The 25,168-nt window shown below is 53.3% G+C and carries 18 protein-coding genes and 2 riboswitches; of the genes, 5 read left to right on the forward strand and 13 right to left on the reverse strand.

The features are described from left to right. Window positions 1-21: 21 nt before the first annotated feature. Window positions 22-534, reverse strand: coding sequence for a type II secretion system protein (locus ACFOE0_RS18675; RefSeq protein WP_283106302.1), 513 nt, complete (start codon window positions 532-534; stop codon window positions 22-24). Window positions 535-632: 98 nt separating this feature from the next. Continuing rightward, window positions 633-1,508 (reverse strand): LysR family transcriptional regulator, encoded by an 876-nt coding sequence (locus ACFOE0_RS18680; protein WP_248934113.1) that lies wholly within the window; start codon window positions 1,506-1,508, stop codon window positions 633-635. A gap of 116 nt (window positions 1,509-1,624) precedes the next feature. Between ACFOE0_RS18680 and ACFOE0_RS18685 the strand changes: the two genes are divergently transcribed. Further along, a complete protein-coding gene (locus tag ACFOE0_RS18685) occupies window positions 1,625-3,013 on the forward strand; it encodes an MATE family efflux transporter (RefSeq protein ID WP_248934114.1) in 1,389 nt (462 codons plus the stop codon). Window positions 3,014-3,054: 41 nt separating this feature from the next. On the opposite strand, the gene ACFOE0_RS18690 is transcribed toward ACFOE0_RS18685, so the two are convergent. After that, window positions 3,055-4,311 carry a NupC/NupG family nucleoside CNT transporter gene (locus ACFOE0_RS18690; protein WP_248934115.1) on the reverse strand — a complete coding sequence of 419 codons (1,257 nt, stop codon included), beginning with the start codon at window positions 4,309-4,311 and terminating at the stop codon, window positions 3,055-3,057. A 9-nt stretch (window positions 4,312-4,320) separates the two neighbouring features. Next, window positions 4,321-5,145 carry a xanthosine phosphorylase gene (gene xapA / locus ACFOE0_RS18695; RefSeq protein ID WP_248934116.1) on the reverse strand — a complete coding sequence of 275 codons (825 nt, stop codon included), beginning with the start codon at window positions 5,143-5,145 and terminating at the stop codon, window positions 4,321-4,323. 335 nt (window positions 5,146-5,480) lie between these two features. Between xapA and ACFOE0_RS18700 the strand changes: the two genes are divergently transcribed. Further along, complete coding sequence (locus tag ACFOE0_RS18700; protein ID WP_248934117.1) at window positions 5,481-6,380, forward strand: LysR substrate-binding domain-containing protein; 900 nt, start codon at window positions 5,481-5,483, stop codon at window positions 6,378-6,380. A 7-nt stretch (window positions 6,381-6,387) separates the two neighbouring features. On the opposite strand, the gene ACFOE0_RS18705 is transcribed toward ACFOE0_RS18700, so the two are convergent. From ACFOE0_RS18705 to ACFOE0_RS18740, 8 genes are all read right to left on the reverse strand, one after another. After that, window positions 6,388-7,542, reverse strand: a complete 1,155-nt coding sequence (locus tag ACFOE0_RS18705; RefSeq protein ID WP_248934118.1) for a S41 family peptidase — start codon at window positions 7,540-7,542, stop codon at window positions 6,388-6,390. A 70-nt stretch (window positions 7,543-7,612) separates the two neighbouring features. Then, window positions 7,613-8,290 (reverse strand): Crp/Fnr family transcriptional regulator, encoded by a 678-nt coding sequence (locus ACFOE0_RS18710; RefSeq protein ID WP_248934119.1) that lies wholly within the window; start codon window positions 8,288-8,290, stop codon window positions 7,613-7,615. Window positions 8,291-8,319: 29 nt separating this feature from the next. Beyond that, entirely contained in the window at window positions 8,320-9,051 is a 732-nt protein-coding gene (locus ACFOE0_RS18715) for a nucleoside phosphorylase (protein ID WP_248934120.1), read from the reverse strand. After that, the gene (gene pnuC / locus ACFOE0_RS18720) at window positions 9,048-9,779 is read right to left on the reverse strand and encodes a nicotinamide riboside transporter PnuC (protein WP_248934121.1); all 732 of its coding nucleotides are present in this window, start codon (window positions 9,777-9,779) and stop codon (window positions 9,048-9,050) included. The genes ACFOE0_RS18715 and pnuC overlap by 4 nt, the downstream gene beginning before the upstream one ends. 181 nt (window positions 9,780-9,960) lie before the next feature. Next, window positions 9,961-11,187: a sensor domain-containing diguanylate cyclase gene (locus ACFOE0_RS18725; RefSeq protein ID WP_248934122.1), complete on the reverse strand. Its 1,227-nt coding sequence runs from the start codon at window positions 11,185-11,187 to the stop codon at window positions 9,961-9,963. Window positions 11,188-11,267: 80 nt separating this feature from the next. Beyond that, entirely contained in the window at window positions 11,268-12,416 is a 1,149-nt protein-coding gene (locus ACFOE0_RS18730; protein WP_248934123.1) for a lipocalin-like domain-containing protein, read from the reverse strand. A gap of 85 nt (window positions 12,417-12,501) precedes the next feature. Further along, the gene (locus ACFOE0_RS18735) at window positions 12,502-15,030 is read right to left on the reverse strand and encodes an ABC transporter permease (protein WP_248934124.1); all 2,529 of its coding nucleotides are present in this window, start codon (window positions 15,028-15,030) and stop codon (window positions 12,502-12,504) included. 1 nt (window position 15,031) lies between these two features. Then, window positions 15,032-15,724, reverse strand: a complete 693-nt coding sequence (locus ACFOE0_RS18740; protein ID WP_248934125.1) for an ABC transporter ATP-binding protein — start codon at window positions 15,722-15,724, stop codon at window positions 15,032-15,034. 198 nt (window positions 15,725-15,922) lie between these two features. Continuing rightward, a riboswitch (glycine riboswitch) is annotated at window positions 15,923-16,039 on the forward strand. Window positions 16,040-16,064: 25 nt separating this feature from the next. Next, window positions 16,065-16,179, forward strand: a riboswitch (glycine riboswitch). A gap of 109 nt (window positions 16,180-16,288) precedes the next feature. Here ACFOE0_RS18740 and ACFOE0_RS18745 point away from each other — a divergent pair. From ACFOE0_RS18745 to ACFOE0_RS18755, 3 genes are all read left to right on the forward strand, one after another. Next, a complete protein-coding gene (locus ACFOE0_RS18745) occupies window positions 16,289-17,638 on the forward strand; it encodes an alanine/glycine:cation symporter family protein (RefSeq protein ID WP_248934126.1) in 1,350 nt (449 codons plus the stop codon). 88 nt (window positions 17,639-17,726) lie between these two features. Continuing rightward, a complete protein-coding gene (locus tag ACFOE0_RS18750; protein WP_248934127.1) occupies window positions 17,727-22,958 on the forward strand; it encodes a PAS domain S-box protein in 5,232 nt (1,743 codons plus the stop codon). 18 nt (window positions 22,959-22,976) lie between these two features. Then, on the forward strand, window positions 22,977-23,993 hold the full coding sequence (locus ACFOE0_RS18755; RefSeq protein WP_248934128.1) for a response regulator: 1,017 nt from the start codon (window positions 22,977-22,979) through the stop codon (window positions 23,991-23,993). A 99-nt stretch (window positions 23,994-24,092) separates the two neighbouring features. Here the strand turns inward: ACFOE0_RS18755 and ygfZ are convergent, their stop codons facing one another. Next, window positions 24,093-25,061 carry a tRNA-modifying protein YgfZ gene (gene ygfZ / locus ACFOE0_RS18760; RefSeq protein WP_248934129.1) on the reverse strand — a complete coding sequence of 323 codons (969 nt, stop codon included), beginning with the start codon at window positions 25,059-25,061 and terminating at the stop codon, window positions 24,093-24,095. Window positions 25,062-25,168 lie beyond the last annotated feature (107 nt).

Here is a 25,168-nt window from a genome sequence, read left to right on the forward strand (position 1 = left end):
ATAGCGGCTCGGAGTAGATTATCAACAGCCTGAGGTTTCTACATCGTAACCCGGGTTGTCATAGTGCTTATTATCAAAGTAATACTTTAAGTAGCACTTTGACTGATCTATTTCACTCATAGATTTTGCATTGAAAGCAGGAGCACCACGGGGTGTCATATACACTTTACCGAACAAACCCGATGAACCTTTTACGTTCCAGTCGGCATCGTCAATGTGCATGATTTGATCGACATTCCACTTGGATGCCTGAATGTGTCCAAGGTGGAGGCTGATCTGTTTTCCATTAATGTCCAGATAAGCGTCAGTCGGATTATTGTAATCGTTGAACTCAAGCGCTTCTTTGTGTTCCACCGCCGCCTTGGCAAACACCAGATTGTTGGCTGACTTAAGCTGACCTTCCATATTCTCAATGGTTGAAACCAGAGCATCATGCTTCAGGTTGATAAATTTGGGGGCAGCAACGACCGCCAATATGCCAAGAATGATGATGACGACCACAAGTTCAATCAAGGTAAAACCGCGCTGTTTCATTTCGTCTCTTTTGTTCAATCTGAAGTGGAAAGGCGCGGGATTTTAGCTAAAAAATAACCAGTGGAAAGTGATCTTTTGTTAATGAAACAATCAGGGGATCAATTATCGAACATGGTTCCCAGATAGCTGTGCATCCAGGCCAGAGCCTGTTGCATGCCCTGGTCACGACGTTTGACTATCCCCATCTCCATGGTCAGGCCGCCGGGTATATTACGGGTGGACAGCTCTTTAATGGTATCTGTGTACCAGTCACTTTGGGCGATATGCTCCGGCACCAGTGCCCAGCCTACACCCCGACCCACCATGGACGTGATGTAATAGTAGCTGTCGATAAACCAGTGGATGGGCGACAGGGTGATGCCCTGACGGCCGCTGATGGAGTTGCAGATCACCAGTTGGCGATAATGGTTCAGCTGGTTGGCTGAAGGTTCGGGAAATGCCGCCAGAGGATGTTCCGGGCTGACGATCAGTGACTGTTTAAAGCGGGCAATGGAGTTAAACTCCAGCGTGTCTGACAGTGGGCCAAGAAACATGACACCGATATCTGCCTGACGATTTTCCACCCAGTGGGCGATATCCTGCTGAGTACCGTTGAGTATGGTCAGAGTGAGTTCGGGAAAGGCGCTGGCAACATCAATAAAGAAGGTTTCAAAGGCTTCGATGGGGACGGCTTCATCAATGGCGACAGTCAGTGCCACCAGCTGTTCATTGGCCAGAATCCCTGCCTTGGCAGACAACCTCTGACACTGCGCCAGTACCGATTTGGCATCCTTGTAAAGTTCCTGTCCTGCCGGGGTCAGTACAGGTAATCTCTGAGTGCGGTCAAATAACTCTATGCCGAGATCCAGTTCCAGATTGGCTATGGCGGTACTGACCCGGGATTGTGCCTTGCCCAGTTTGCGTGCTGCCGCAGAAAATGACCCTTGCTCCACCGCATGGACGAAGGCATCCAGTTGATCCAGATTCCAGTGCATAACCCCTTCTCATATTGATATTTGAGCGATGTATCCGATTTGCGGATAGATATTAACTTTAACCAATCTGGTTTAACAGGATAATGGCGGCGTTTTGAATCCATTTGTCCTGAATTATGCACCTGAGTCCAGACCAAACCATTTCCAATCAGCCTCAAACCGACAGCCAGATCCGCCGTACTTTCTGGCGTTATACCCTGCCATCTGTGGTGGCCATGTTGGTCAGCGGCCTTTACATCATTATCGACGGCATTTTCGTGGGGCAGTATGTCGGCCCCAGCGGTTTGGCGGGTATCAATATGGCCTGGCCTGTGGTGTATGTGCTCAGTGCGCTGGGGGTGCTGATCGGCATGGGAGCCGGCAGTATGATCTCCATGTTCCGCGGTGAAGGGGATACAGGCCGGGCCAGAGTGGCGCTGAGCAGCAGTTTTTTCCTGATGCTGATTCTTGGGGGATTGGGCTGTCTTATTCTGGCACTGCTGGGGCATACGACACTGGACTGGCAGGATGCCGTAGGTGCGACCTATGAGCAGGGCGCCAGATATATAGATGTGTTTGCTGTTGCCGGCGTGATTACCGTGGCAGCCAATGCACTGCCTATGCTCATACGTAACGATGACAGCCCCAATCTGGCTACCGGCCTGCTGCTGGTGGGCGCCATAGGCAATATAGTGCTGGATTACCTGTTTGTGGGCGTGTTGGCCATGGGGTTGGAAGGGGCAGCTATTGCCACAGTGATCGCCCAGGGAATGATTACCCTGCTGGGGCTGGGGTACTTCTTCAGTTGTCACACAGGTCTTAAACTCAGCCTGAGACAGATACATCTGGATATGCGTATTGCCGGGCGCAGTGTGGTACTGGGAAGCTCCTGTCTGGTGATGTTCCTTTACTCCAGCTTTGTAGTGGCTATCCATAACTACCTGTTTATGCAGCATGGGGATTCGGTCACTATTGGCGCGTTTGCCATTGTCGGTTATCTGATGTCCCTGTATTACCTGCTGGCGCAGGGTGTTGCCGAAGGGATGCAGCCACAGGCCAGTTTCTACCATGGTGCCGGGCAGCAGGCCTATATCGCCAAGGTGGTGAAGATAGCCGCCAGTGTGATCATATTGTCGGGCCTGACCTGGACTGCGCTGCTGAACCTGTTCCCGGACTTCTTTATCGGCCTGTTCAGTCAGGGAGAGCCTGCTATTGCAGCACAGGCGGCCACAGGCTTTAAACTGCACCTGTTTGCCATGGCGCTGGATGGTTTTATTGCCATGGCATCTGTGTTCTTTATGTCGGTGAACCAGCCGGGCAAAGCCATGATGACATCTATGGGCAACATGTTGGTGCAGATCCCTTTTCTGTTGTGGCTGCCGGATGTGATGGGAGTCAACGGGGTGTGGCTGGCGATGCCAATCTCTAACTTGCTGCTGAGCAGCATAGTGGCGGTATTGGTGTGGCGCGAGCTGCGTAAACCGGCAAAGCAGAAAGTATTGGTTGCAGCCTCTGCACAGGCTTAAATAAAAAGGGCGCCGAGGCGCCCTTACTGTTTGTGTTTCTGTTACAGAGACACAAAGATACCTGCGATAGCTGCGCTCATCAGGTTAGAGCAGCTGGCGGCGATCAGGGTACGCACACCATACTTGGCGATAAAGTCAGTACGGGAAGGACACAGGGTGCCCAGACCACCAATCAGAATCCCCATGGAAGCGATGTTGGCAAAACCACACAGGGCGAAGCTGATAATCACCTTGGACTTCTCCTGCAGCGCCTGCAGACCGGCAGCGGTAACTGCATCAGCGTCTTTCAGGTATGGCGCCAGATCTGAGTAGGCCACAAACTCGTTAACCACGATCTTCTTACCGATCAGCGAACCGGCAATCATTACATCAGCCATAGGTACGCCCAGCAGGAAGGCCAGTGGGGCGAAGATGTAACCCAGGATGATCTCCAGCGACAGCTTGATACCAAAGATATCACCGGCATTGCCCAGGATCAGGTTCACCAGAGTCACCAAACCAATCATGGCGATCAGCATAGCACCGATAGCACCGGCCAGCTTCAGACCGCTCATGGCGCCTTCACCGGCTGCTGCCAGCAGGTTCTCAGGACGCTTCTCGGCAAAGCTGGTGTTCTTGTCGATGGTGTAAGTGGCTTCCTTGGTTTCCGGCAGGATCAGCTTGGCAAACAGCAGGCCACCCGGTGCCGCCATAAAGGAAGCGGCCAGCAGGAACTTCATATCCACGCCCATCATGGCGTAACCCGCCAGTACAGTACCGGATACCGACGCCATACCACCACACATGATGGCGAAGAACTCAGAGTCGCTCATCTTCGGCATATAGGGCTTAACCACCAAAGGTGCTTCACTCTGGCCCACAAATACGTTGGCCACCGCAGACATGGATTCTGCCTGAGAGGTGCCCAGCAGCTTGGCCATGGCGCCACCGATTGTGCGGATAACAAACTGCATCACACCCAGGTAATAAAGTACGGCGATCAGCGCAGAGAAGAACACCACCAGTGGCAGCACGTTCAGCGCGAATACGAAGCCGATGCCTTCAACAGAGAAGTTCACCAGGTTACCAAACAGGAAGCGGATACCGGCTTTACCACTGTCCAGCACTGCGTGCACGCCGTGAGACATGGACTCCAGCGCCTGCATACCGAAAGGTACGTACAGCACCAGAGCACCGATGGCGACCTGCAGGCCGAATGCCAGACCCACAGTTTTATAGTTAATGGCGCCGCGGTTGGTGGAGGCCAGCACGCCAATCAGCATCAGGGCTGCAATGCCCAAAAAACCCATAGCAAACATAACGGCTCCTTAGGCGAAGTGCTTGGCCATAAAGGCCTTGATCAGTTTGATAAAGTCGGCTTCAGCCAGCTTGGCGCACTTGAGTGTCTGGTCGTGGGACAACTCCACATCACCCAGGCCTTCCGCCATATTGGTGATTGCACAAATCGCCAGCACTTTCAGACCACAATGGGCCGCTGAGATCACTTCAGGCACAACAGACATGCCTACAACGTCACCACCGATAATCTGCATCATGCGGATCTCGGCAGGGGTCTCGAAGTTAGGACCTGTATAGGAGACAAATACACCTTCGTTCAGGTGGATACCTGCGGCTTTGGCCGCTTCATGGGCTTGTTCACGCAGCTCTTTGTCATAGGCGTTGGCCAGGCTGAAGAAACGTGGGCCGTACTCTTCATCGTTGGCGCCTGTCATAGGTGACTCAGGCATGGTGTTGATATGATCGTTGAATACCACCAGAGAGCCCACATCAATGCGCTCAGGACGCAGAGAGCCAGCTGCGTTGGTCACCAGCATAAATTCACAACCCAGCTTCTTGAAGGTACGCACAGGGTTGGTCATTACCTTCATGCTCTGGTGTTCGTAGTAGTGACCACGGCCTTTCATGCACACCACTTCCACACCCTTCATGGTACCCAGTACCAGCTCACCGCTGTGGCCCTGAACGGTTGATACCGGGAAGCCATCCAGCTCTTCGTAAGGAATGACAACCTTGTCTTCCAGTTCGTCGGCGATAACGCCCAGGCCTGAACCCAGGATAAAGCCTGCTTTCGGGGCAAAGCCGGGTTTGTATTGATGGATGGTTTGCAGTGCATTGATTACTGGATCGTGCATCTTACTTTTCCTTTATCGAGGAAGCGCTGTAGGGAAGCGGTTATGGTCAGGCCAGGATGAGGGCCGGAAATTGGGCGCAAGGGTAGCGGATGGGGCTGGTTTTTGTGTTTTGAAATTCCTGCAGTTCATGCTGTTTTTCAGCATGGTGCGGTGATTAATTGGGCGAAAGTGGTTGCTTAATTACGGGTGTCACAGAGTTTGTCTGACAAGGGCCGCGTTTTGGCAATTTGCTGTGGTTGAATAACGGAATTTTGAGAAGTGACGCTATTTATTGTTGTTTCATAACTCCTTACTATTGCGCAAGTTTGCAGACAAGATCACAACACCAGCCTTCCATGGAACCCTTACTGAGTGAACGCATCTCATTAAAGATGCTGCGCTACTTCTATCAGCTGGCCTGTACCGAGCATTTTGGTAAGGCCGCGGCCAATCTGAACATCACAGTATCGCCACTGAGCAGTCAGATCCGCGAGCTGGAATCATTGTTAACGGTACAGCTGTTTGACCGGGACTCCCGCAATGTGCGCCTGACTGCCGCAGGTAAACTGTTGAAGCTTGAGTGTGAGCTGATCTTCAACACCCTGGAGCGCTCCCTGAGTGAGGTACAAAAGCTGGGGCGGATCCACAAAGAAGTATTGCGTATCGGGCTGGTGAGTTCGGCGTTCTGGGCGGGGTTTGGTGGCATGTTGAGTCAGTTCCATAAGCGTTACCCCCAATACGAGGTGGAGCTGGTGGAGCTGTCACCGGAAGAGCAGAAGCTGGCACTGAAGGATGGCAAGATCGATGTCGGCCTGTGTCGTCAGCCTGATACCCGTAACCTTTACCCTTTTGCGGCAGATATGGTGACGGCGGAGGAGTTTATGGTAGCTGTCTCGGGGGAGCACCCCTTCAGCGACCGCAAACAGGTGTCTTTGTCTGAGCTTAAGCGCGACAGGTTTAGCTTTATGAGCCGCCGCAATTCGGCCTCTACAGAGCTGTTTTTAAGTCAGTGTCGCAAGCAGGGCTTTGTGCCGGACATTGCCAATGAGTTTATTGAGCCCAATACCCTGATGGCCTATGTCTCCAGCTGTCAGACTATCACTATCGTGCCCTCCAGTTTCGCCCGTCATCAATGGGAGAACATTCACTTTATCCGGCTGGAAGAGAGGTTGGAGGCCAACCTCTGTCTTATCTACCAACCCATAGATGCTTCGCCTTTGGTGGAAGCCTTTGTGGATATGATGAAGTTGAGATAGTGTCGGCTCACTCCCTCTCGAATGAGCCTGTTTCCAGCCAGCGCTGCATCATGAGCACTTCGTTACGGGCAGCGTCTTCACCCTCTGCGGGGGCCAGATAGATATCCGGAATAATGCCTGTGATATCTACCGGCTGGTGGGGGAGTCGCATACTGCGGCTGGTGGCATAGTAGAGTTCAAAGGCACCGGATGGCAGCAACTTGGCTCTCATGTTGGAGTAATCCAGCGCGCCATAACTGCTGCGTCCCGCCAGTTTCACATTCATGCCCTGGCGAACGGCGAGCAGGAACTGTTCACAGGAGCTGCCGCACTCTTCATCAATCAGCACCACCACTCTATCCGGGCTGTATCCCGGGTTTTCCGGTGTCCGGTAGCTGGTCGCTGTTGCGCCCTGAGGTAATACATAGCTTCCCGGCTCAACCCCGGCCATCGCCTCGACCAGAGGCGTCACAAAGGCAACACAGTCCGGGTCATTTCCCATTTTGGCGCAGATCGCCTGTTGAGCTTTGGCATTGTCCGGTGTGGCCAGAAACTCAGCGCCGGTCACTATATATTGGTCGGTGAGAATCAGATCCAGCAGGGGGCGATATGTTGAGTCGCTGCCGCCGCCGTTCCTTCTGACGTCCAGTATCCAATTCGGGGTTGCCTTCAAGGTTTCACTTTCAGTGACAAGCAGTTGCTTGAGTTCGTCTGCGTATTGCCAGTTGAAAGTGGGAACTGTGAGCAGCAGGGTTTCCTTTGACAGGGGCTCAAGTTGCGGCGAATAGCTGAACTCTGTGGCAGCGGCGTCTTTGCCTTCAGGCTTATTTTCGGGCTCCGGCTCCGGTGTTGGCAACGGCTCAATCAAGATACTCAGTCCCAGATGCCCCTTACGCCAGGCTTTCAAATAGGTCTTGATGATAGGGTGGCATTCCTGCAACTGCCCGATAGTTTCGGCCTGAGTGAGTGCTGTCGACATGGCGGTATCAAAGTGAAGCTGACCCTTTTGGGCAAGATGCTCCGTCGCGCCTGTATCATTAGTCAGCAAAAAACCGGGAAGAAACGCCAGATCCTGCTGACACTGGACGGCTGCCGATGAGAGATCTGGGGACGGTGGAGTGGAGTTGCATGCTGTCAGCAGCAGGAGTGCGCTACTGAGAAAAGTCAGGGCTGGGCGTTTCATCATCATTCCTTTGAGTACAAAGCTGCCCTCAAATTAACCGCTAAGCCTTTAAAATGGCAAGCCCAGGGGGTTATCCCTGATCAACAAACTGTTTTAGCCTGTCGAAGTCCAGGATCTTCAGCGATGCTCCCTGTTTTTCCACCAGGCCTTTGTCTATTAATTCCCTTACGGCGCGGCGAAATACCCGGCTGGTGGTGCCGAAGCGCTCAGCTTCCTGATCCATCTTGCCAAAGCCGTGAAGATTGGCCTGGGTTTGAGGCCGGTGCAGCAGATCCCAGGCGATGTTGTAACTGATGGTATGCAACAGGCGGTTGGTGTAGATATCGAGGGAGTCTTGATAGTCCCACGCCAATGCACTGGCGAAAAACAGGGAGAACTCAGGCTGTTTCAGCAGTAGTTGCTGCACTGATTTGAGGCAGATTTGCCTGATCTGCATCCTGGCTTCAGCCACGACGCTCCATTGGCAGACGGTACCGGTAAAAAATTCCATTTCACCGTAGAGGTGCCAGTGACAGTTGACTTCTCCCAGTTGGAAACGGCGGCCATTGATGGCGCTGATATGCATGGATACCTTGCCTTCCGGTACAAGGTAGAGTGCATCCTGCGCCTCGCCCTGGGTGAGCAGATGTTGCCCCTGCTCCATATTCAGCAGTTGATGATCACAGTTGAGCAGAGCCTCTCGAAAGGCATTCTGTTGCTGATCCAGATGGCCGGCGAAGCGGCCTTTGGCATAGGGGGCTAGTTGCATTATTTGGAGTAACTGAGTTCGGCTGTGGGCTATTGGCAGTCTGACAGGGCGTACAGGGCGCAGCGAATGGCCAGTTGCTCACCCTGCATCAGGGCGTCATCGGCGTTCACATAGTCACTGATCCCGGCCTGTACGTCATTTCCATAGCGCACTACGTTATTCAGAACCGCGCCAATACGCAATCCCCTGATACGTCCCACTGTCATCAGTGCAGCGGTTTCCATATCCGCCCCCAGCACGCCGAGCTTATGCCAGTACTCGCAGATCTGCATCTCATCATCGCGATAGAAGCTGTCATGGGAACGCACCAGACCTGAGTGATATTTGACAGGCTGACTGCTGAGGAAACTCTCCATTGCGTTGCTTAACTGTCGGTTGGCCAGTGCCGGGTAGGCCTGTGGCGCATGGGCGGCACTGCCACCGTCATCTCTGACGGCGCCTTCAACCAGAATCAGCTCACCCAGCTCAATATCTGGCTGCAATGCGCCGGCACTGCCTACCCGCACAAAATGAGTGGCACCACACAGGCGCAGCTCCTCCAGTGCGATAATAGCTGAAGGAGCGCCAATACCTGTGGAGCACACAGTAACAGGCACGCCCTGAAAAGTGCCGGACATGGAGCGAAATTCGCGGTTGTCTGCCAGTAATCTGGGGTTATCCAGCAGGGCTGCAATACGGTCTACCCGGGCTGGTTCACCGCAAAGCACCACGCGCTCGGATACCTGTTCCGGAGTCAGGCAAATATGGGGTTGAGCTGTCATGCTTTGGCTCCGGCAGGGTGTGAGTCGTTGGATTTAGCTGTATTCATCCACTGGCGTGCACCATTGGCGGCGATAAACAGCAGGATGCAGTATTGAATCGACATGGCGTAGACGCCCTGCGCTGCATAAATTCCCACGCTGATAATGTTTATCAGCACCCACAGGAACCAGTTCTCGACGTACTTGCGGGTCATCAGGATCTGGGCAACGACAGAAAGCACTGTGACGACAGAGTCCAGGAAGGGGAAGGCATTGGGTTCTATCTGCGGCATACTGAGATTCCCCCCCAACATATTGATGCCGTCGACAGCAGCCTGAGCCAGCGCCTTAAATACAGGGTAGATATTCGGAGTCAGCCAGAGAATAGCGGCGACGGCGATAACCGCAGTCACTCCGAGTTTAGTTGTGGACAGCCAGCGAACCTTGAGTAATTCCCCGGTTTCCTGCTGTGGCCGGGTCCAGGCGTACCAGCCGTACACATTGGCGGCAAAGAAGAATAGCTGCAACATCAGCAGGCCATAGAGCTGGATCTGATAGAAGATGATGGCAAACAGAGTCACATTAATCAGACCAAACAGGTAGTTAATGGTTTTTTCCTGACTGGCGAACCAGATGCATAAAAGGCCTGCCAGGGTGCCGAAGGCTTCAACCCAAGACAGGGCATAACCGCCGCCGATGGGAATATTCACCAAAGTGTTGTTGATATCAAACCAGGTTGCTATGTCCATAATAGGGTCTCTGTAAGGGCTTGTTTCAGACGAGCATCGCCAGTTTACGCAGGCTTATGGAGGGGAATAAGGACATTTGTCCGCCTGCTGTTCAACATTCGCACAGGGGCGGCGCAGAATCTACTGAAACTGAGCAGGCAAAAGCGGGTAATCCTGATTTATCGTGGCAGACGCGCTGGGGTTATTGGCTGGCGGCAACCTTGTTGCGTCCGGATGACTTGGCTTCATAGAGAGCCTTATCTGCGCGCATTAGCAGCTGGCTGATACTCTCCCCGCCTATGGTTGCCACGCCCAGACTGGCGGTCACCTGAAACTGTTTGTCGATCTCCTGTGAGGCAATGGCCAGTCTGATTTTCTCTGCCAGTTGCATTGCGCCTTCCAGTTCAGTGTTGGGGCAGATGATCAAAAACTCTTCGCCCCCCCAGCGCCCCAGATTATCCGGTTTTCTGATGGTATCCGTCATCGCTTTGGCCACCTGAATCAGGGTTTTATCCCCCACATGGTGTCCCCAGTTGTCATTGATCGATTTGAAGTGGTCGAGGTCGATAAGAATGACGGAAAAGGGCTGGTGATATCTTTGGAAACGGTCGGCTTCCTCTTTCAGCAATTGGTCCAGTCGGTGGCGGTTGGCTACCTGAGTTAAGGCATCTGTGACAGACAGACGTTTAAGCTCCTGCTCCAGCTCAACCTTCTCGGTCACATCCTCAATGACCGCCTGGATGGCAGGCTCACCATCCCACTCAATTCGATTGTCGTAGATATTGAAGTAGCGTTTTGTACCGTCAAAGCTGACATTCTCCACTATGTTGTGGGAACCCTGAACCTTCTCGCTAATCACATCCTGATATCTTTGCCTGACCTGCTGTCGTTCTTTCTCCGGAATAAAGTCCATCAGGTTGGCCTGCTCAAGTACATAGCTGATAGAGGGAGCTTCCATCAGGTCGACCCAGGCCTGGTTGACCATCAGGGGTTTAAAGTCTTTATGAATGATGATGCCCTGGCCGGACGTGGTCACCAGCTGCTTATACTTTTCTTTGTTCTCGGTTAATTGGATATGGGCATCCTCAAGAAAGGAGAGATCCAGAATAGTGACCTGCAGTGCCGGTTCCCCCTCCCACTCAATGACGTGATCAACTGACAACACGGTAAAGATGCGACCATAACGGTCGATGTTTTTGAATGTTCGCCCCCGGGGCACCATTCGGCCACTGGACTGTTGGTAATAGTTATCCCTGACATCCTGATGATATTCCTCAGGGATAAGATCAAAGAAGGTATCTATACCGTCCAGCAACTCCTGTGCTGAGGCATACCCAAAAATTTGCGCATAACTGTCGTCAACATAGACGGGTTTCAGGTTTTTGATCACAATCACGCCATAGGTGGAGTTGATTTTTAACTCTGGCATTCAGTGTTTGCTCCGAAACTTAAGGTACAGGGGTAAATTCCATCCTAAGTTTAGAACACAAAATCTGAAAGGTTTGGCGTTTAATAACCGGTTAATTCCATATAGCCCTGTCCCTGATGGGAACCTTTTATGCTGATTGGTCCTTCCCAGTATTGAATGGTCAGGGGCATCAGGGCGTCCGGGTTCAGGGCGGAAACTGTCAGGTCTATCTGCTCAACGGGAACCTGTAAACGCCACTTCACCGGGATGTTCTTTCCCTTGGTATTGTGGGTTTCCAATGCATGAATCTGAATTTCATCCGAACTGAGACTGCGGCCACTGCCGTCTTCATACATCAGACGGCCGGAAAAGAAATGGTTGGCGCCGGAATTTGAGGACAGGTCTCCGCCCCCCCTGAGTTGAAACAGCATAAGTGCAGTTTCCTGGCCCTTGTGTTCACCAATACGCAGGGCAAACCAATCCCACCCCTGCTGATTACCGGTAAGGAACTGAGAGCTCCATTCTCTGTCCAGCCAACCATCGCCACGGACCTGATGTACTTCTCCATGCACAGTGACTTCACCTTTGATATGGATAAAAGGTTGGGTGTAGTAGTGGGATGCCACGGCACCATCGGCGCTTTTGAGACTGAATCCTTGCTTGCCCTGCAATTGATACGGTGCACGGCTGCCAAGTTTAAGGCGGTAGCTGAAGTCGGCATCACCGCCCTCCAATATCGCAGGGAACAGGTCTTTGCTGCGACTCTGCCACTGCCAGTTATCCAGATAGATACGCAGGGGCGAAGTATCAACACCTGCAAGTTCAGGGTTACCGCGGGACCAACGTTCGGCAGCCAGGTGTTCGGTTGCTGTGGTTACTGCACTGTGGGCCATATACAGCTGACCTGTGGCCCAGCTGTTATCCTTCACTTGTTCGGAGAGTGCTGACTCTGGGTTAAGGGCAATGCGGAACTGTGTCCATTGCAGCCCCATGGGCTCTCCTTCCAGAGTTTCCAGATTGGCCGTCAGATACCACCACTCCTGACGGAAGTCTTCATGGGCTTTGTGATCTTCGGGGAACGTCAGGCGAGTTTGGGGCAGCACCCTGGCATAACGTTCAATATCGGCCTGATCTGAGCCCATTAACTTACCCATGCCCTGAGACTTTTCCATTGATGGGACGGGCTCACAGGCACTTAGTATCAGGGTTGCCAAAGCAACACCTATTAGTTGGCAAAACGGCTTAAACATCAGAGCACCTCCTGTTGCAGGCTGCTTATCAGGGGGCGACGGGTTTGTTGCGTATTTGGATCGAGAGGAATAAACACTGTCTGCATCAGAGCACCTCCTGTTGCAGGCTGCTTATCAGAGGACGACGGGTCTGTTGAATCAGTGGAATAAACACCGCCAGGGCACAGGCGACAAGCGCCAGCAGCACCACCTGCAGATAAGCCCACCAATCCCACACCATGGCAATGCTCCAGCCAAATGCCTGTAAGGTGACTTTGTGGATAAGCAACCAACCCAGTACAACGCCGGTGGGCAGAGACAGCAGAGCGGTAATAAACACCATCAACAGCATTTGAATACTGACCATGGCAAACAGACGGGGGCGGGAGACCCCAAGAGCATAGAGCCGGGCCAGTGGCGCCTGACGACTCTGCATCAGCATCATACTGGCGCTGAACAGACCGATGGCGGCGACCAGCAGGGTCAGGCTGTTGAGCACCACAGTGATAGAGAAGGTGCGTTTGAACATCTTGATTGCTTCTTTCTTGATTTTACTCTGGCTGTACATCATGGCGGGGGACACACCCTGATCTTTCAGCATGGTTTGCAGCTCATCGGTATCGCCTTGCCAGCCCACAGCAAAGTTACGATTGCTGCCGGGCATGCCTGACTGGTGCCAGAGCTTCTCGCTGATCATCACTTCACCTATGGGTTTGCCATAGTCGTAATAGATGGCACCCACTGGCAATCCCTGAGGATATGGGGTTTCCGTAGCTTCCAGCAGTAATCTGTCTCCCACCTTTATGTTGTGGCGCAGCGCCAGAGGTTCACTCAGCATCAGGCTTTCACCGGCAAAAAAGTCGGGCCAGAAGTCTGCCTGCTCTGTATTCGATGCTGAGTCTTTCAATGAGACGGTTTCCAGCATGGCGGCATCATCACGGGATAAAAGCATTACTCTGTGGCGGTCGGCCTCGTCCGTGATATCAGGCCTGATATAAGAGTAGGCCTCCCATTGAATGGCGACCGGGTCCACCCCTTCAGTCCCGCGCAGCCAGGTTTCAATGCGATCGGCATCGGTCGGGTTGGGGCGGATATAAAGATCGGTATGCAGTCGATTATCCATCCAGGTCTTGAGGGTTTGCTCAAAGCTCCCGACCAAAGTGTTCATGGATACATTGGCGCTGAGTGCCAGCAGCAGTGCCATCATGGCCAGTGCCAGCGGCGCAGTCAGTTCCCGGGTTTCGGCCACCAGATAGTGCCAGCTGCCTTTGGGCGCTATTTTTTCCAGAGCTGAAGTGAGCCATAACATGAGTTGTGGCAGCAGTAATGGAAAGGCCAGGGTCAGCAGTCCAAGCAGTGCCAGGCTGTATTGGTACTCGCTGCTGACGGGAATAAGAGCGGCAGCCAGGGCGATCAGCCCACAGGCCAACAGGAACTGCAGACGATGGCTGCGGTAGTGGATTAAATTTTGACTGTACTGCATTCCGGCTCTGGCCAGGCTCTGGTTAGTCAGCGCCTTATAAAGTGGTACACAGGCCAGCAGGGCTGCTGCCAATGTCAGGGCGATAGCTTCCATTAGCCAGGCCAACTGCCAGTGTCCGGGCAGAATCTGGGCACCATAAAGCTGTTCAAGCGTCATGGCGACCATAGGTTGCAACCACTGGCTGAGTTGCAGTCCAAGTACAAAGCCAATGGCGGAACCCAGATGCACCAGAATAATCAGCTCCAGCAGCAGTGCCGACATTAGAGCCTTTCGGGTGATGCCAGCTTGCAGCAGTTTCAGCATCAAACGTTGGCGCTTCATCAGACTGTAACGAATACCGTTGTAGGCGATAAACAGACCCACCACAAAGGCCAGCATCGCCATGGCCTGCAGGTTAAGGTGAAAACTGGCGGTCAGCTCTGTGAGGGCCTCGCCCTGATCGCCTAACCTGAGGGTGTTGTTGTCGATTAACAGGGATCTTGCCAGTGCCAGCTGCGACTCATCTTCTGTCATTAAAGCTATGTAGGACAGACGGCCCTGCCTGCCAAGTAGTTTCTGGGCAAAGCTGATATCCATCAATACGTTATTACCCAGGGCGGCACTGTCGGGCAGGGGAATCAGTGTTACCTGAGTGTTGGCAAGGTTCAGGCTGGCGCTGCCATCAACCACCTTAATTCTGTCTACCAGATTCTGGCTCAGCATGGCCACGGGGGCTGCACTGAGCAGGCGACCCATGGGAACCATAGGGTACTCTTCTGAATTTGATTCTGTTTGATGGCCGGAAGCCAGTGCGGTGGCAGCAATAATATCGCTGCCCGTGATATGCCAGCGGCGACCTTTGTCATCCATTACATGGCCATCAATTACAGCCAGTACAGGCAGACCAGCCTGACGCAGCTTAAAGTATTGTGTTTGATTTAAGGTGCCGGTTGTTCCCGGTGGAAGAATGTAAGCTGTGGCCTGACGACTGAGCAACTCAGTGGCCTGACTGTAGCTGCGTACTGCATTTTCGTTGGTGGATTTGACGCCGGTCAGCAGGGTGACGGCCAGTACTATGCCCAATAGAATCGCGCCAGCCTGAAGGGGCTTGTGACGGTAATGGGCGGCAAAAACCCGTAAGCTTGCCATTGTGCTGTTCAGTGCAGAGGACATATCAGGCCTCCTTCGACTGGACTGAGCTTACCTCCAGGATTTTGCCCTGTTTCAACTGCCAGTGACGTTGCATAAAAGCGGCGCACTCACTGGAATGGGTCACCATGAGCACTGTGCTGCCAGCTTCAGACGCCAGCTCGCTCAGCAGTGACATTACCTGCAGACCTGAGCTTTGATCCAGGTTACCTGTGGGCTCATCTGCCAGTAGCAGCATGGGTTTATGGGCCAGCGCTCGGGCTACCGCGACCCTTTGCTGTTGACCACCGGAAAGCTGCTCGACACTGCGATGCTCCAGTCCGCTCAGGCCCAGTTTATCGATAAGATGCTGACACCAGGGAGACCAGTCCTGTCCGATTAAATGCAGTGGGAAGGCGATATTGTCTTTGACGTTTAATGGGGTGAGCAGGTTGAACTGCTGGAAAATAACGCCAAGTTGGCTGCGGCGAAACTCACTCCATTTGTTGTCTTTCCAGTGTTTAGTCGATTCTGTGCCCAGCTCGATTTCGCCACTGTCAGCGATTTCAAAGCCTGCCATTAAATTCAGCAGGGTACTTTTACCACTGCCGCTGGGGCCGGTCAGGGCTATGGTGTCACCCTGCTCAAGGGTAAGGTCCACGCCATCAAGCACAGAGTGATATTCCGAACCATCGTTAAAGCCTTTACTAACCTGATAAAAACGGGCTGCTGACGCCATTTACAGACTCCCTGTGGCAGGCTGATGATATTCTCAACCCTATCAGAATACCCCAATTCCTCACGTTGGAGATCAGCCTAACTGACTAAAAAATATTGATTCCCCAACACAAGAGTGTGACTTGTGTCACTGTCTGTGGTTCCGATTTATTTCAGAATTGCCGACCTGCCCCGATTTAAGTCGGGGCAATCCGTTCGGATGAAGGTAGCAGGAGAGTGGGGAATCGCCCCCACACCGACGAGGCAACTTTCCCCTAAATGTGCAATTTGGTTTGCCGGGAAAGCACTCTTTCAGGTGCCAGGCTGAACTCCTTGGAGTCAGACTTGCGTGGACTGTTACTGGACGAGCCTCTGGAGAGACCGACAGCCCCTGTGGTCAGTCGGCGCCGAAGGCGCAAGCCTGGATGAGATGAATCATCCGGTGAAACGCTCAGGCAAAAGGACAGAGGAGAGGATGACTGCTTTGCCCTGTTGCCTGCCGGTTTTATTCCGTCTTTTCGCTATTAGGCGCTTTCAGCCATTTCTTTTCCTCCTCTAAATTTGCAGTTTAATTTTGAGGATTACCATGGATTTTCATCAGTTAGTTGCTGATATCAACAGCATAGTCTGGGGACCTGCCACACTCATTTTGCTTGTGGGAACCGGTGCCTACCTTACTTTTCGGCTGAAATTGATTCAGCTGTTTCGCTTGCCTATGGCGCTGGGTCTGCTGTTTAAGCCGGGCGAAGGTAAAGGCGATCTGTCTCCGTTTGCCGCCTTGTGTACTGCCCTGTCCGCCACTATTGGTACAGGTAATATTGTGGGGGTCGCCACCGCGATTAAAGTAGGTGGCCCGGGTGCGCTGTTCTGGATGTGGCTGGCCGCCTTTTTCGGCATGGCGACCAAGTACGCCGAATGTCTGCTGGCGGTGAAGTACCGCACCACGGATAAGCACGGCAATATCGCCGGTGGCCCTATGTATTACATCGAGCGTGGTCTGGGACTGGGCTGGATGGCTAAACTGTTTGCTTTGTTTGGTGTGGGTGTGGCTTTCTTCGGTATAGGCACCTTTGCTCAGGTCAATGCCATCAGTGATGCCATGACCATCGCATTTCATGTTCCAGGCTGGGTGACCGCTACTGTGCTGACTGTGCTGGTGGCGGCCGTGGTATTGGGCGGGGTAACCCGTATTGCCTCTGTGGCACAAAAGCTGGTGCCAACCATGGCCATTGGTTATTTGCTTGCCTGTTTATGGATCCTTGGCAGTCACGCCGAACAGGTGATGCCTGCGCTGCAGCTGGTAATTCACTCCGCTTTTAATCCAACTGCCGCAACCGGTGGTTTCCTGGGGGCGACCGTGGCTATGGCGTTGCAGATTGGTATTGCCCGCGGTGTGTTCTCCAACGAATCCGGCCTGGGCAGTGCGCCGATTGCCGCTGCAGCAGCCAGGACCAATGAACCTGCCGAGCAGGGGCTGGTCAGTATGACCGGGACCTTTTTCGACACCATTATTATCTGCACCATGACAGGCCTGGTGTTGATTATGACAGGGGTATGGAATGGTGATGCGGCTGGTGCCGCCATGACCAGTGCCGCCTTTGCTACTGGCGGTAATGCATTGATTGGTCAGTATATGGTGACAGTTGCCCTAGTGTGCTTTGCCTTTACTACGATTCTGGGCTGGCATTATTATGGCGAACGTTGCTGGTCCTATCTGACCGGTGACCGTGGTCGCAAAGTGTATCAGTTGGTGTTTCTTGGCTTGATTGCCTGTGGAGCCTTCATTAAGCTGGATCTCATCTGGTTGCTTGCCGACACAGTCAACGGATTAATGGCTATCCCCAACCTGATCGCCATTGTCGGACTGAGACATGTTATCGTGGCAGAAACCCGGGATTACTTCTCCCGTTTGCAGTGGGCGCCTGCCACCGCCTGATCCCGACTGTCGACTCTATTCTTTAAAAGCCGGTTTTACCCGGCTTTTTGCTGTTTGTAGGCTTCACTTTTCCAAGAGAACTCTTTCCATGAACCAAGGCCCGTCATTCTCTTTCCAGAGCCGCATTCTGATATTCGCCGCGCCCCTTATTCTATTGATTACAGTGTTTTACGGACTTGTGGCCTGGTATCAGTATCAGCAACAGTCACAGCAGATGTTTGCTCAGCTGGAGCAGGAAGCGAACCGTGCGGCAACCCGCCTGGATTTCCTGCTGTCACGGGCTCAGGGATCCAGTATAGGGATGGCAGATCTGCTGGACTCTCTGGATGACGATAAGCGGCTGTACCAAGAGCAGACTCTTAAGCAGCTACTCACCGACAGGCTGAGCCGCAATAAAGACTTCTATGGCGCGGCTATCGCTTTTGAACCTGGCTCCCTGCAGGGGGACCACTCGCTGGCCCCCTATGTTTACCGCACTGCCGAAGGGTTCAAGTCGCTGGATTTGATGGAATCCGGCTACAACTATGCCGATGGCAGCTGGGCCTGGTGGGAAGACCCGACCCGCAGTGGCAGGGGGAGTTGGTCTCCTATCTATTTCGACAAGGGGGCAGGTGATGCGCTGATGATCACTTACTCCCATCCCTTTGGCCGGAAAGGCTATCCCAGTGGCGTAGTGACAGTGGATCTGGCGCTGCAGAAACTGCCCGGGCAATTGGGTCTCACACCGGATGAATTGGTGTTGGTCAATCATGATGGTCGTCTGGTTTACCACCCCAATGAGTCTCTGCTGCTCAGTCATACCTCTACTCACTGGCTGGCGGATTCGGAGACTGCGGCTGAGCTGCAGCAAAGGCTGGCAGCGGGTTCAGGCTCGGCAGAAATTACCGAAGATGGCAAAGCGTATCTGGCATCCGTAGCCCGGGTGCCTGAACTGGGATGGAAACTGGTGTTGATGACCCCGGCCGCCACTCTGGATCAGCTGTTGGCTGAGAAGTGGGCTGAACTGGCAGCCAGTCTGGTGCTGGTATTGGGCTTGCTGTTGGCTGCGGCTTTATGGGTGACCCGCAGCATTACCAAACCCCTGAGGGGATTGGCATCCGGGATTGAAAGTTTCACTTTGGGACAGCAAAACCGACTGCCTGAAGGGGAGGACAGGATCCGGGAAATTATCACAGTGCGGCAGAGTTTTAACCAGCTGGCGGCACAGCTGGATGATAGAGAAGCTGCACTGCTGGATTCTCGCGGTCATAGATTTGCCAGCCTGATTGAGGGCATGAGTGCCAGCTCCTTTTACTGTTCGCTCAACAGTGAAGGCCAAATGGTGCAGGTCAGTGATGGCGTCAATAAGGTGATGGGCTATAGCGCTGAGATTTTCCGGCGTAAATTCCAGCGTCTGTTCTCAGCCAACCCTATTAACGAGCAAAACTGGCATTACACAATGCAGGCGTTGGCGGGTGAGTCCGTGCCGCCTCATCAGGTTGAACTTATCCATGAGGCGGGTCATTTGCGCCGCCTTGATTGTTTTATGCAGCCTTTGCTGGATGAGCACGGCATGCTGCTGTCGGTGGAGGTGTTGTTCCACGATGTCACCGAGCAGTTTTCTCTGGCCCGCCGCGCATCCTCTATTCTGGAAGTCGCTCCTGAAGCCATGCTGGTGATGGATGCCCAACTGGAAATCGTATTCAGCAACAGTCGCTGTCAGAAGCTGTTTGGTTACACTCAGGAAACCATGCTTAACCTGAGTGTGCTGCAGCTGCTGCCCCGTAAGATCCGCTGCGAATATCAGCAAGTATTTCAATCTCTGTGGCAGGAGAGTGGTAAGACTGATCCAGTGTTGACCTTCGACTGTATCCGCGCCAATGGCGATGAGTTCAGCAGTGAGGTGTGCTTGTCACTCCTGCCCCTGGGTGAAGGCTGTGAGCATCAGGTTGCTGTGTCTATTCGGGATATGTCTGCAAGTCAGAAGGCGCAGGAGGAAATTAAAGCCAGTGCTGAGCGTTTCCAGATGTTGGTGGCCAATATTCCCGGCGCAGTTTATCGCACCCGCAGCGATACTCTCTGGACCATGGAGTATGTCAGTGAACATATTCAGGAGCTGACAGGCTATAACGCCGCAGACTTTATGACAGGTGGACGCACCTTGTCTTCACTGGTGCTGGCTGAAGATCTTGAGGCTCTGGAGCTGCAGCTCAAAGATGCACTGGAGCATCAGGATGATTTTGAACTTGAGTACCGCATTCGTCACAGAGATGGCTCTGTGCGCTGGGTACAGGACCGGGGGCAGGCGGTTTACAACGAGTCCGGCGAGCCGGTCTGGTGCAACGGCAGTTTGAACGATATTACTGACAGGCAACGCTGGCTCGAAGAACTACAACATTCACGTCATCAATTGGAAGTGATCACTGAATCTGTCCCCAGTACTGTTTATCAGCTGGAATGGCGGGGCTTAGAGGACTTTGGCTTCACCTTTGTTTCTGAGGCTGCCATTACTACTCTGGGCATCCACAGGGAAGAGGTGCTGAAAAAACCACAGACACTGATCCCCAGATTGAGTGAACGTGAACAGATTCGATTGAAGCGTGCACTGGAAGGCAGAGCGGAAGGTGGCTTGCAGTGGCAGCGTCAACTGGAGTACCGGCATCCTGCCGGCGGTATGCGCTGGCTGGAAATGGGGGCCAAGGGACAGCGTCGCGATGATGGCAGCCTGCTATGGCATGGCTATCTGACAGATATTACCGAACGTAAGCGGATTGCCGACTCGCTGGCGCGTAGTAAGGTGCATTTCCAGGCGCTTTTTGATGCAGCTGGTATTGGTATCGTCAACGTGGACCCCAAAGGCACAGTGATTGACTGCAACGAGCAGTTCAGCAGTTACATGGCCATGAGTCGCAGTGCGCTGATTGGCAGTTTCTACCGGGATCTGGTGCACCCAGAGGACAGGGAAGAGTCCCGCAAGATGTTCCATATGTTCCAGACCACGGGCTGCAAGAACCATAGAGTGGAGCGCCGTTTTGTGAATCCCGATGGTCAGTTGTACTGGATGGATATGTCTGTGACAACCCTGAGAAATCCCGATGGCAGTCTGATATCCAATGTGATCAGCATGACCGACATCACCCGAGAGAAGGCCCTGTCCAGCCAGCTCCAACTGGCGAAGGATGAGGCGGATGCCGCCAATCGCGCCAAGAGTGATTTTCTGGCCAATATGTCCCATGAGATCCGTACGCCCATGAACGCCGTTATTGGCATGGCGCAGCTGGCACTGGCGACGCAACTGGATGACAGGCAGCGCAACTATGTAGAGAAGATTCAGCGCAGCTCAGAATCACTGCTTGGCATCATCAATGACATTCTGGACTTCTCCAAAATTGAAGCCGGTAAGCTGGATATCGAGGTGTTGCCATTCCAGCTGGACACCATGTTGGAAGATCTCTGCGATATGTTTGCTGAACCCGCGGCCCGCAAGCAGTTGGAGCTGCTTTTCGCCGTGGCGCAGGATGTGCCCAGATACCTGGATGGCGATGCCATGCGCCTGAGGCAGGTACTGGTTAACCTGATGAACAATGCGCTTAAGTTTACTGAGCGGGGCGAGGTATTGCTGTCTATCTCTGTGCAGCAAAAGGACGAAGAGCAGGTATGGCTGAACTTCAGCGTACGGGATTCAGGTATTGGCCTGAGCGAAGAGCAGCGGAGTCGATTGTTCCAGTCATTCAGTCAGGCCGACAGCTCCACCACCCGCAAGTACGGTGGTACAGGGCTGGGATTGGCAATCTGTAAGCAGCTGGTGGAGTTGATGGGCGGCAACATAGATGTGCAAAGCCAGTTGGGGCACGGTTCCACATTCTTCTTCAGTATTCCATTGATATTGACCCAGCCTCAGCCTGTGATGCCGCAAACTGAGTTGGAAGGCATGTCTGTACTTGTAGTGGATGATAACGATACTGCCCGGGATATCATGCGCACCTCGTTGCAGAGTATGGGCTTTGAAGTGACCACGGCCCGCAGTGGTCGTGATGCTTTGCGCCTTGCTCAGGAGCACGATTACCGACTGGCGCTGCTGGATTGGAAAATGCCGGAGATGGATGGTCTGGAGACCGCAGCCTCGCTGCAGCAGATCGCAAACGCGCCCGAAATCCTGATGGTGACGGCCCATGCCAATGAGGTGTTTGTTGCCAAATTGGAGAAGTTGGGACTGGCTGGCTTTATCAGTAAACCTGTGAGTCCTTCACGCCTGCTTGATGCCATTGTCTCTGTCGTGGGTGAGGGCGGCACCTTGCCGGTAAGACGTATGGCCCAGCCAATGGATATCGGTATGATCGCCGAGCTGTCCGGTAAGCGGGTGTTGGTGGTTGAAGACAATGAGATGAATCAGGAAGTGGCCTGTGAATTTCTGGAACAGGCAGGGATGATAGTCTCGCTGGCAGGCAATGGCCGTATCGCATTGGATAAACTTGCGCAGAACAGTTTCGATCTGGTGCTGATGGACTGCCAGATGCCGGTAATGGATGGTTATCAGGCAACCGCTGCCATTCGTAAGCAGGAGAAGTATCGTAATCTGCCGATTATCGCCATGACTGCCAATGCCATGGCTGGCGACCGAGAGGAGTGTTTGGCTGCCGGTATGGATGATCATATCGCCAAGCCTATTCAGGTTTCCCTGCTGTACCAGACAATGTTGCGCCATCTGACTTTGGATGAAGCGCCTAAGGTTTCTGCTTCTGCCTGGCCTGAGCATCCTTCACTGGATGTTGATACCGGCCTGGCTTTGGTGCAGCAATCCAGTCGTTTGTACAGCCGTATTTTGCAGCGATTTGTCGCCGGGCAACGCCAGGTTGCCCGCGAGATCAGTGATGCCGTGTCCAGGGCCGATTGGGTCACAGCAACCCGTTTGGCTCACACCCTCAAAGGGGTCGCTGGCAATCTGGAAAGCCAGGCCTTGATTGAGGTGGCTAAAGTGCTTGAAGAGCAACTCAGTCAGCAAGTGTGTGAAGCCTCCTTGTTGGAAGAGTGCGCGGCTTTGGTTGAGAGCCTTTGCGTGGCGATCGATATCTGGTCTCCAGCCAATAATGACACACAGACGTTAAATAAGATCTCTTCCGCAGAGCTGGAACAAGCGCTGACGGAGATTCGTACACAACTCGAAGAGGGAGACGCCGCAGCAGTTGCACAGCTGACAGGCCTGAAACCCAGACTGGAAGGGGGACGCTGGCAACAGCTCCAGCCCCTGTTCTCTATGGTGGAGGCTTATCGTTTCGACGAAGCGATAAGCCTGCTGGATGATATTTTGTCGACGCAGTGTGGAGCGCCGACCTCCAGATAATTAATGCTGAGGCTATGCATGAACAAGGCAAGCGTCCTGGTAGTGGACGATACTCCTGCCAATATAGATATTCTTGTGGGAATTCTGGGGGACAGTTACGCCCTCAAGGTGGCTATCGACGGTCCCCGCGCACTGGCTATTGCCCGCAAATCACCGCCGGACATCATACTGTTGGATGTGATGATGCCGGGTATGAGTGGTTATGAGGTGTGTGAGCAGTTAAAGCAAGATCCCATGACGTCACACATTCCCGTGATATTTGTGACCGCACTGTCGGAAGTCACTGACGAAACCAAGGGCTTTGAACTGGGGGCGGTGGACTATATCACCAAGCCTGTCAGTGCCCCTCTGGTGCAGGCGAGGGTGAAAACCCAGCTGGCGCTGTATGACCAAAAACGTTTGCTGGAGCAGCAGGTGAAAGAGCGTACCGCTGAGCTGGAAAGGACCCGTTTTGAGATTATTCGCCGACTGGGACGTGCAGCCGAATACAAGGATAATGAAACCGGCTTGCATGTGGTACGCATGAGCCATTACGCCAGGTTGCTGGCCAAACAGGCGGGCCTGCCAGAGGCTTTTTGTGAACTTCTCTACAATGCTGCACCTATGCATGATATTGGTAAAATCGGCACGCCGGATGCTGTGCTGAAAAAGCCGGGCAAGCTGGATGATGAGGAGTGGCTGATCATGCGTGAGCACGCGGTGATTGGCGCCGAGATTATCGGTGAGCATGGCGATCCTTTGCTGACCATGGCCAGAACCATTGCCCTGACCCACCATGAGAAATGGGATGGCAGCGGCTATCCCAACGGGTTGGCCGGGGAAGCTATTCCGCTGGAGGGGCGTCTGGTGGCGATTGCCGACGTATTTGATGCATTGACGTCCGTTCGCCCTTACAAAACAGCCTGGACGCCACAGCAGGCTATGGAGATGCTTAAAGAGCAAAGCGGTACCCACTTTGATCCTGAGCTGGTGGAGCACTTCGAGGCGGCATTGCCGGAAGCAGAGCGCATTCGTGCCAGCTATCTGGAAGCATGATCTCATGCGATTGCTGAACCTGGAAAGTAAAAAGAGCGGCTGATGCCGCTCTTTTTCATAGTCGGTAACTGATTGACTCAGTTCTGCCGCTGCAGTGCATCAGGCCTCATCTTCCAGCGAGTAGGGCAGTGGCAGCAAGCTCAGTTCGCTGGCGTCATCTCCGCTTAAACGCAGCTTGGTATTCAGCTGGGTATCATTGGGTAACACAGCGCTCAGCAATACCTGATTGCCAGTCTGGACCGCTTCAATCACGTTGCCACCGCGGCGAAAACTGCCATCTTCCAGTTGAATCTCCAACTGGCTTTCAACTGTCACCAACTCATTCACTTCTCCACAAACGATGTACAGTGCACGCTTATTGCCGCCACGGTACTTCATACGAGCCACGGTTTCCTGGCCCATATAGCAGCCCTTGTTGAAGCTGATACCATTTACTCCCTGCAGATTACACATCTGAGGCACGTACTGGTTGGCGTGCTGTGCTGGCAGATTTGGGTAACCGGCCAGAATCTCCAGTTGCTGCCAGGCGCTCTGGTCATAAACCGCTTCCGGGCTCAGTGCCAACAGCTCACCCATCTGCGCAGCAGGCAGGATAATCATAAAACGCTCACCATCTTTGATGATCAGCTTGTCACCCAGTTGAGTGACTGGGTCAGTGGCTTCCCCCAGGTGCTGAGCAATAAAAGCCGTCGCCTGTTCACCGGCAATACCCACAATGGCCAAAGATTCACTGGCGTCTGTCAGTTCAACTTTATTGAATACTGCATATTTCTGCAGCTGAGGCAGGTCGACACCCAGGGCGCTGCGCGGCATCAACATCAGCAGGTCTTGCTCCATAAACAGAGTGCGGAAGCTGGCCAGCATCTTACCTTTTGGATCACAGTGAGCCCCCCAGAGCCATTCATTGGTCTGCTGGTTATAAACATCAGATGTCACCTGTCCCTGAATAAACTGTTTGCTTTGCTCGCCACTGATGCGGATCAGACCCAAATGGGTCAGTGGAGAGATGGTCAGGGAAGGGAATCCTGTGCCGGGCGCCCAATCGGGAGTTTGAATTGCTGCAGTCATATTGGTTCCTGATATGCCGGGTCTGCCCGTCACCTTGGGCATCCTCTATGCAATTAATATTGGGGGCAGTCTAACCAATAACAAGTGTCCCTGTCACAGTCTCTGGA

Source organism: Shewanella submarina (assembly GCF_042646185.1).
Taxonomy (GTDB): domain Bacteria; phylum Pseudomonadota; class Gammaproteobacteria; order Enterobacterales; family Shewanellaceae; genus Shewanella; species Shewanella corallii.

Coding starts and splice junctions, on each gene's coding strand:
- ACFOE0_RS18675 (WP_283106302.1), bottom strand. CDS start 534: ATGAAACAGCGCGGTTTTACCTTGATTGAACTTGTGGTCGTCATCATC.
- ACFOE0_RS18680 (WP_248934113.1), bottom strand. CDS start 1,508: ATGCACTGGAATCTGGATCAACTGGATGCCTTCGTCCATGCGGTGGAG.
- ACFOE0_RS18685 (WP_248934114.1), top strand. CDS start 1,625: ATGCACCTGAGTCCAGACCAAACCATTTCCAATCAGCCTCAAACCGAC.
- ACFOE0_RS18690 (WP_248934115.1), bottom strand. CDS start 4,311: ATGTTTGCTATGGGTTTTTTGGGCATTGCAGCCCTGATGCTGATTGGC.
- xapA (WP_248934116.1), bottom strand. CDS start 5,145: ATGCACGATCCAGTAATCAATGCACTGCAAACCATCCATCAATACAAA.
- ACFOE0_RS18700 (WP_248934117.1), top strand. CDS start 5,481: ATGGAACCCTTACTGAGTGAACGCATCTCATTAAAGATGCTGCGCTAC.
- ACFOE0_RS18705 (WP_248934118.1), bottom strand. CDS start 7,542: ATGAAACGCCCAGCCCTGACTTTTCTCAGTAGCGCACTCCTGCTGCTG.
- ACFOE0_RS18710 (WP_248934119.1), bottom strand. CDS start 8,290: ATGCAACTAGCCCCCTATGCCAAAGGCCGCTTCGCCGGCCATCTGGAT.
- ACFOE0_RS18715 (WP_248934120.1), bottom strand. CDS start 9,051: ATGACAGCTCAACCCCATATTTGCCTGACTCCGGAACAGGTATCCGAG.
- pnuC (WP_248934121.1), bottom strand. CDS start 9,779: ATGGACATAGCAACCTGGTTTGATATCAACAACACTTTGGTGAATATT.
- ACFOE0_RS18725 (WP_248934122.1), bottom strand. CDS start 11,187: ATGCCAGAGTTAAAAATCAACTCCACCTATGGCGTGATTGTGATCAAA.
- ACFOE0_RS18730 (WP_248934123.1), bottom strand. CDS start 12,416: ATGTTTAAGCCGTTTTGCCAACTAATAGGTGTTGCTTTGGCAACCCTG.
- ACFOE0_RS18735 (WP_248934124.1), bottom strand. CDS start 15,030: ATGTCCTCTGCACTGAACAGCACAATGGCAAGCTTACGGGTTTTTGCC.
- ACFOE0_RS18740 (WP_248934125.1), bottom strand. CDS start 15,724: ATGGCGTCAGCAGCCCGTTTTTATCAGGTTAGTAAAGGCTTTAACGAT.
- ACFOE0_RS18745 (WP_248934126.1), top strand. CDS start 16,289: ATGGATTTTCATCAGTTAGTTGCTGATATCAACAGCATAGTCTGGGGA.
- ACFOE0_RS18750 (WP_248934127.1), top strand. CDS start 17,727: ATGAACCAAGGCCCGTCATTCTCTTTCCAGAGCCGCATTCTGATATTC.
- ACFOE0_RS18755 (WP_248934128.1), top strand. CDS start 22,977: ATGAACAAGGCAAGCGTCCTGGTAGTGGACGATACTCCTGCCAATATA.
- ygfZ (WP_248934129.1), bottom strand. CDS start 25,061: ATGACTGCAGCAATTCAAACTCCCGATTGGGCGCCCGGCACAGGATTC.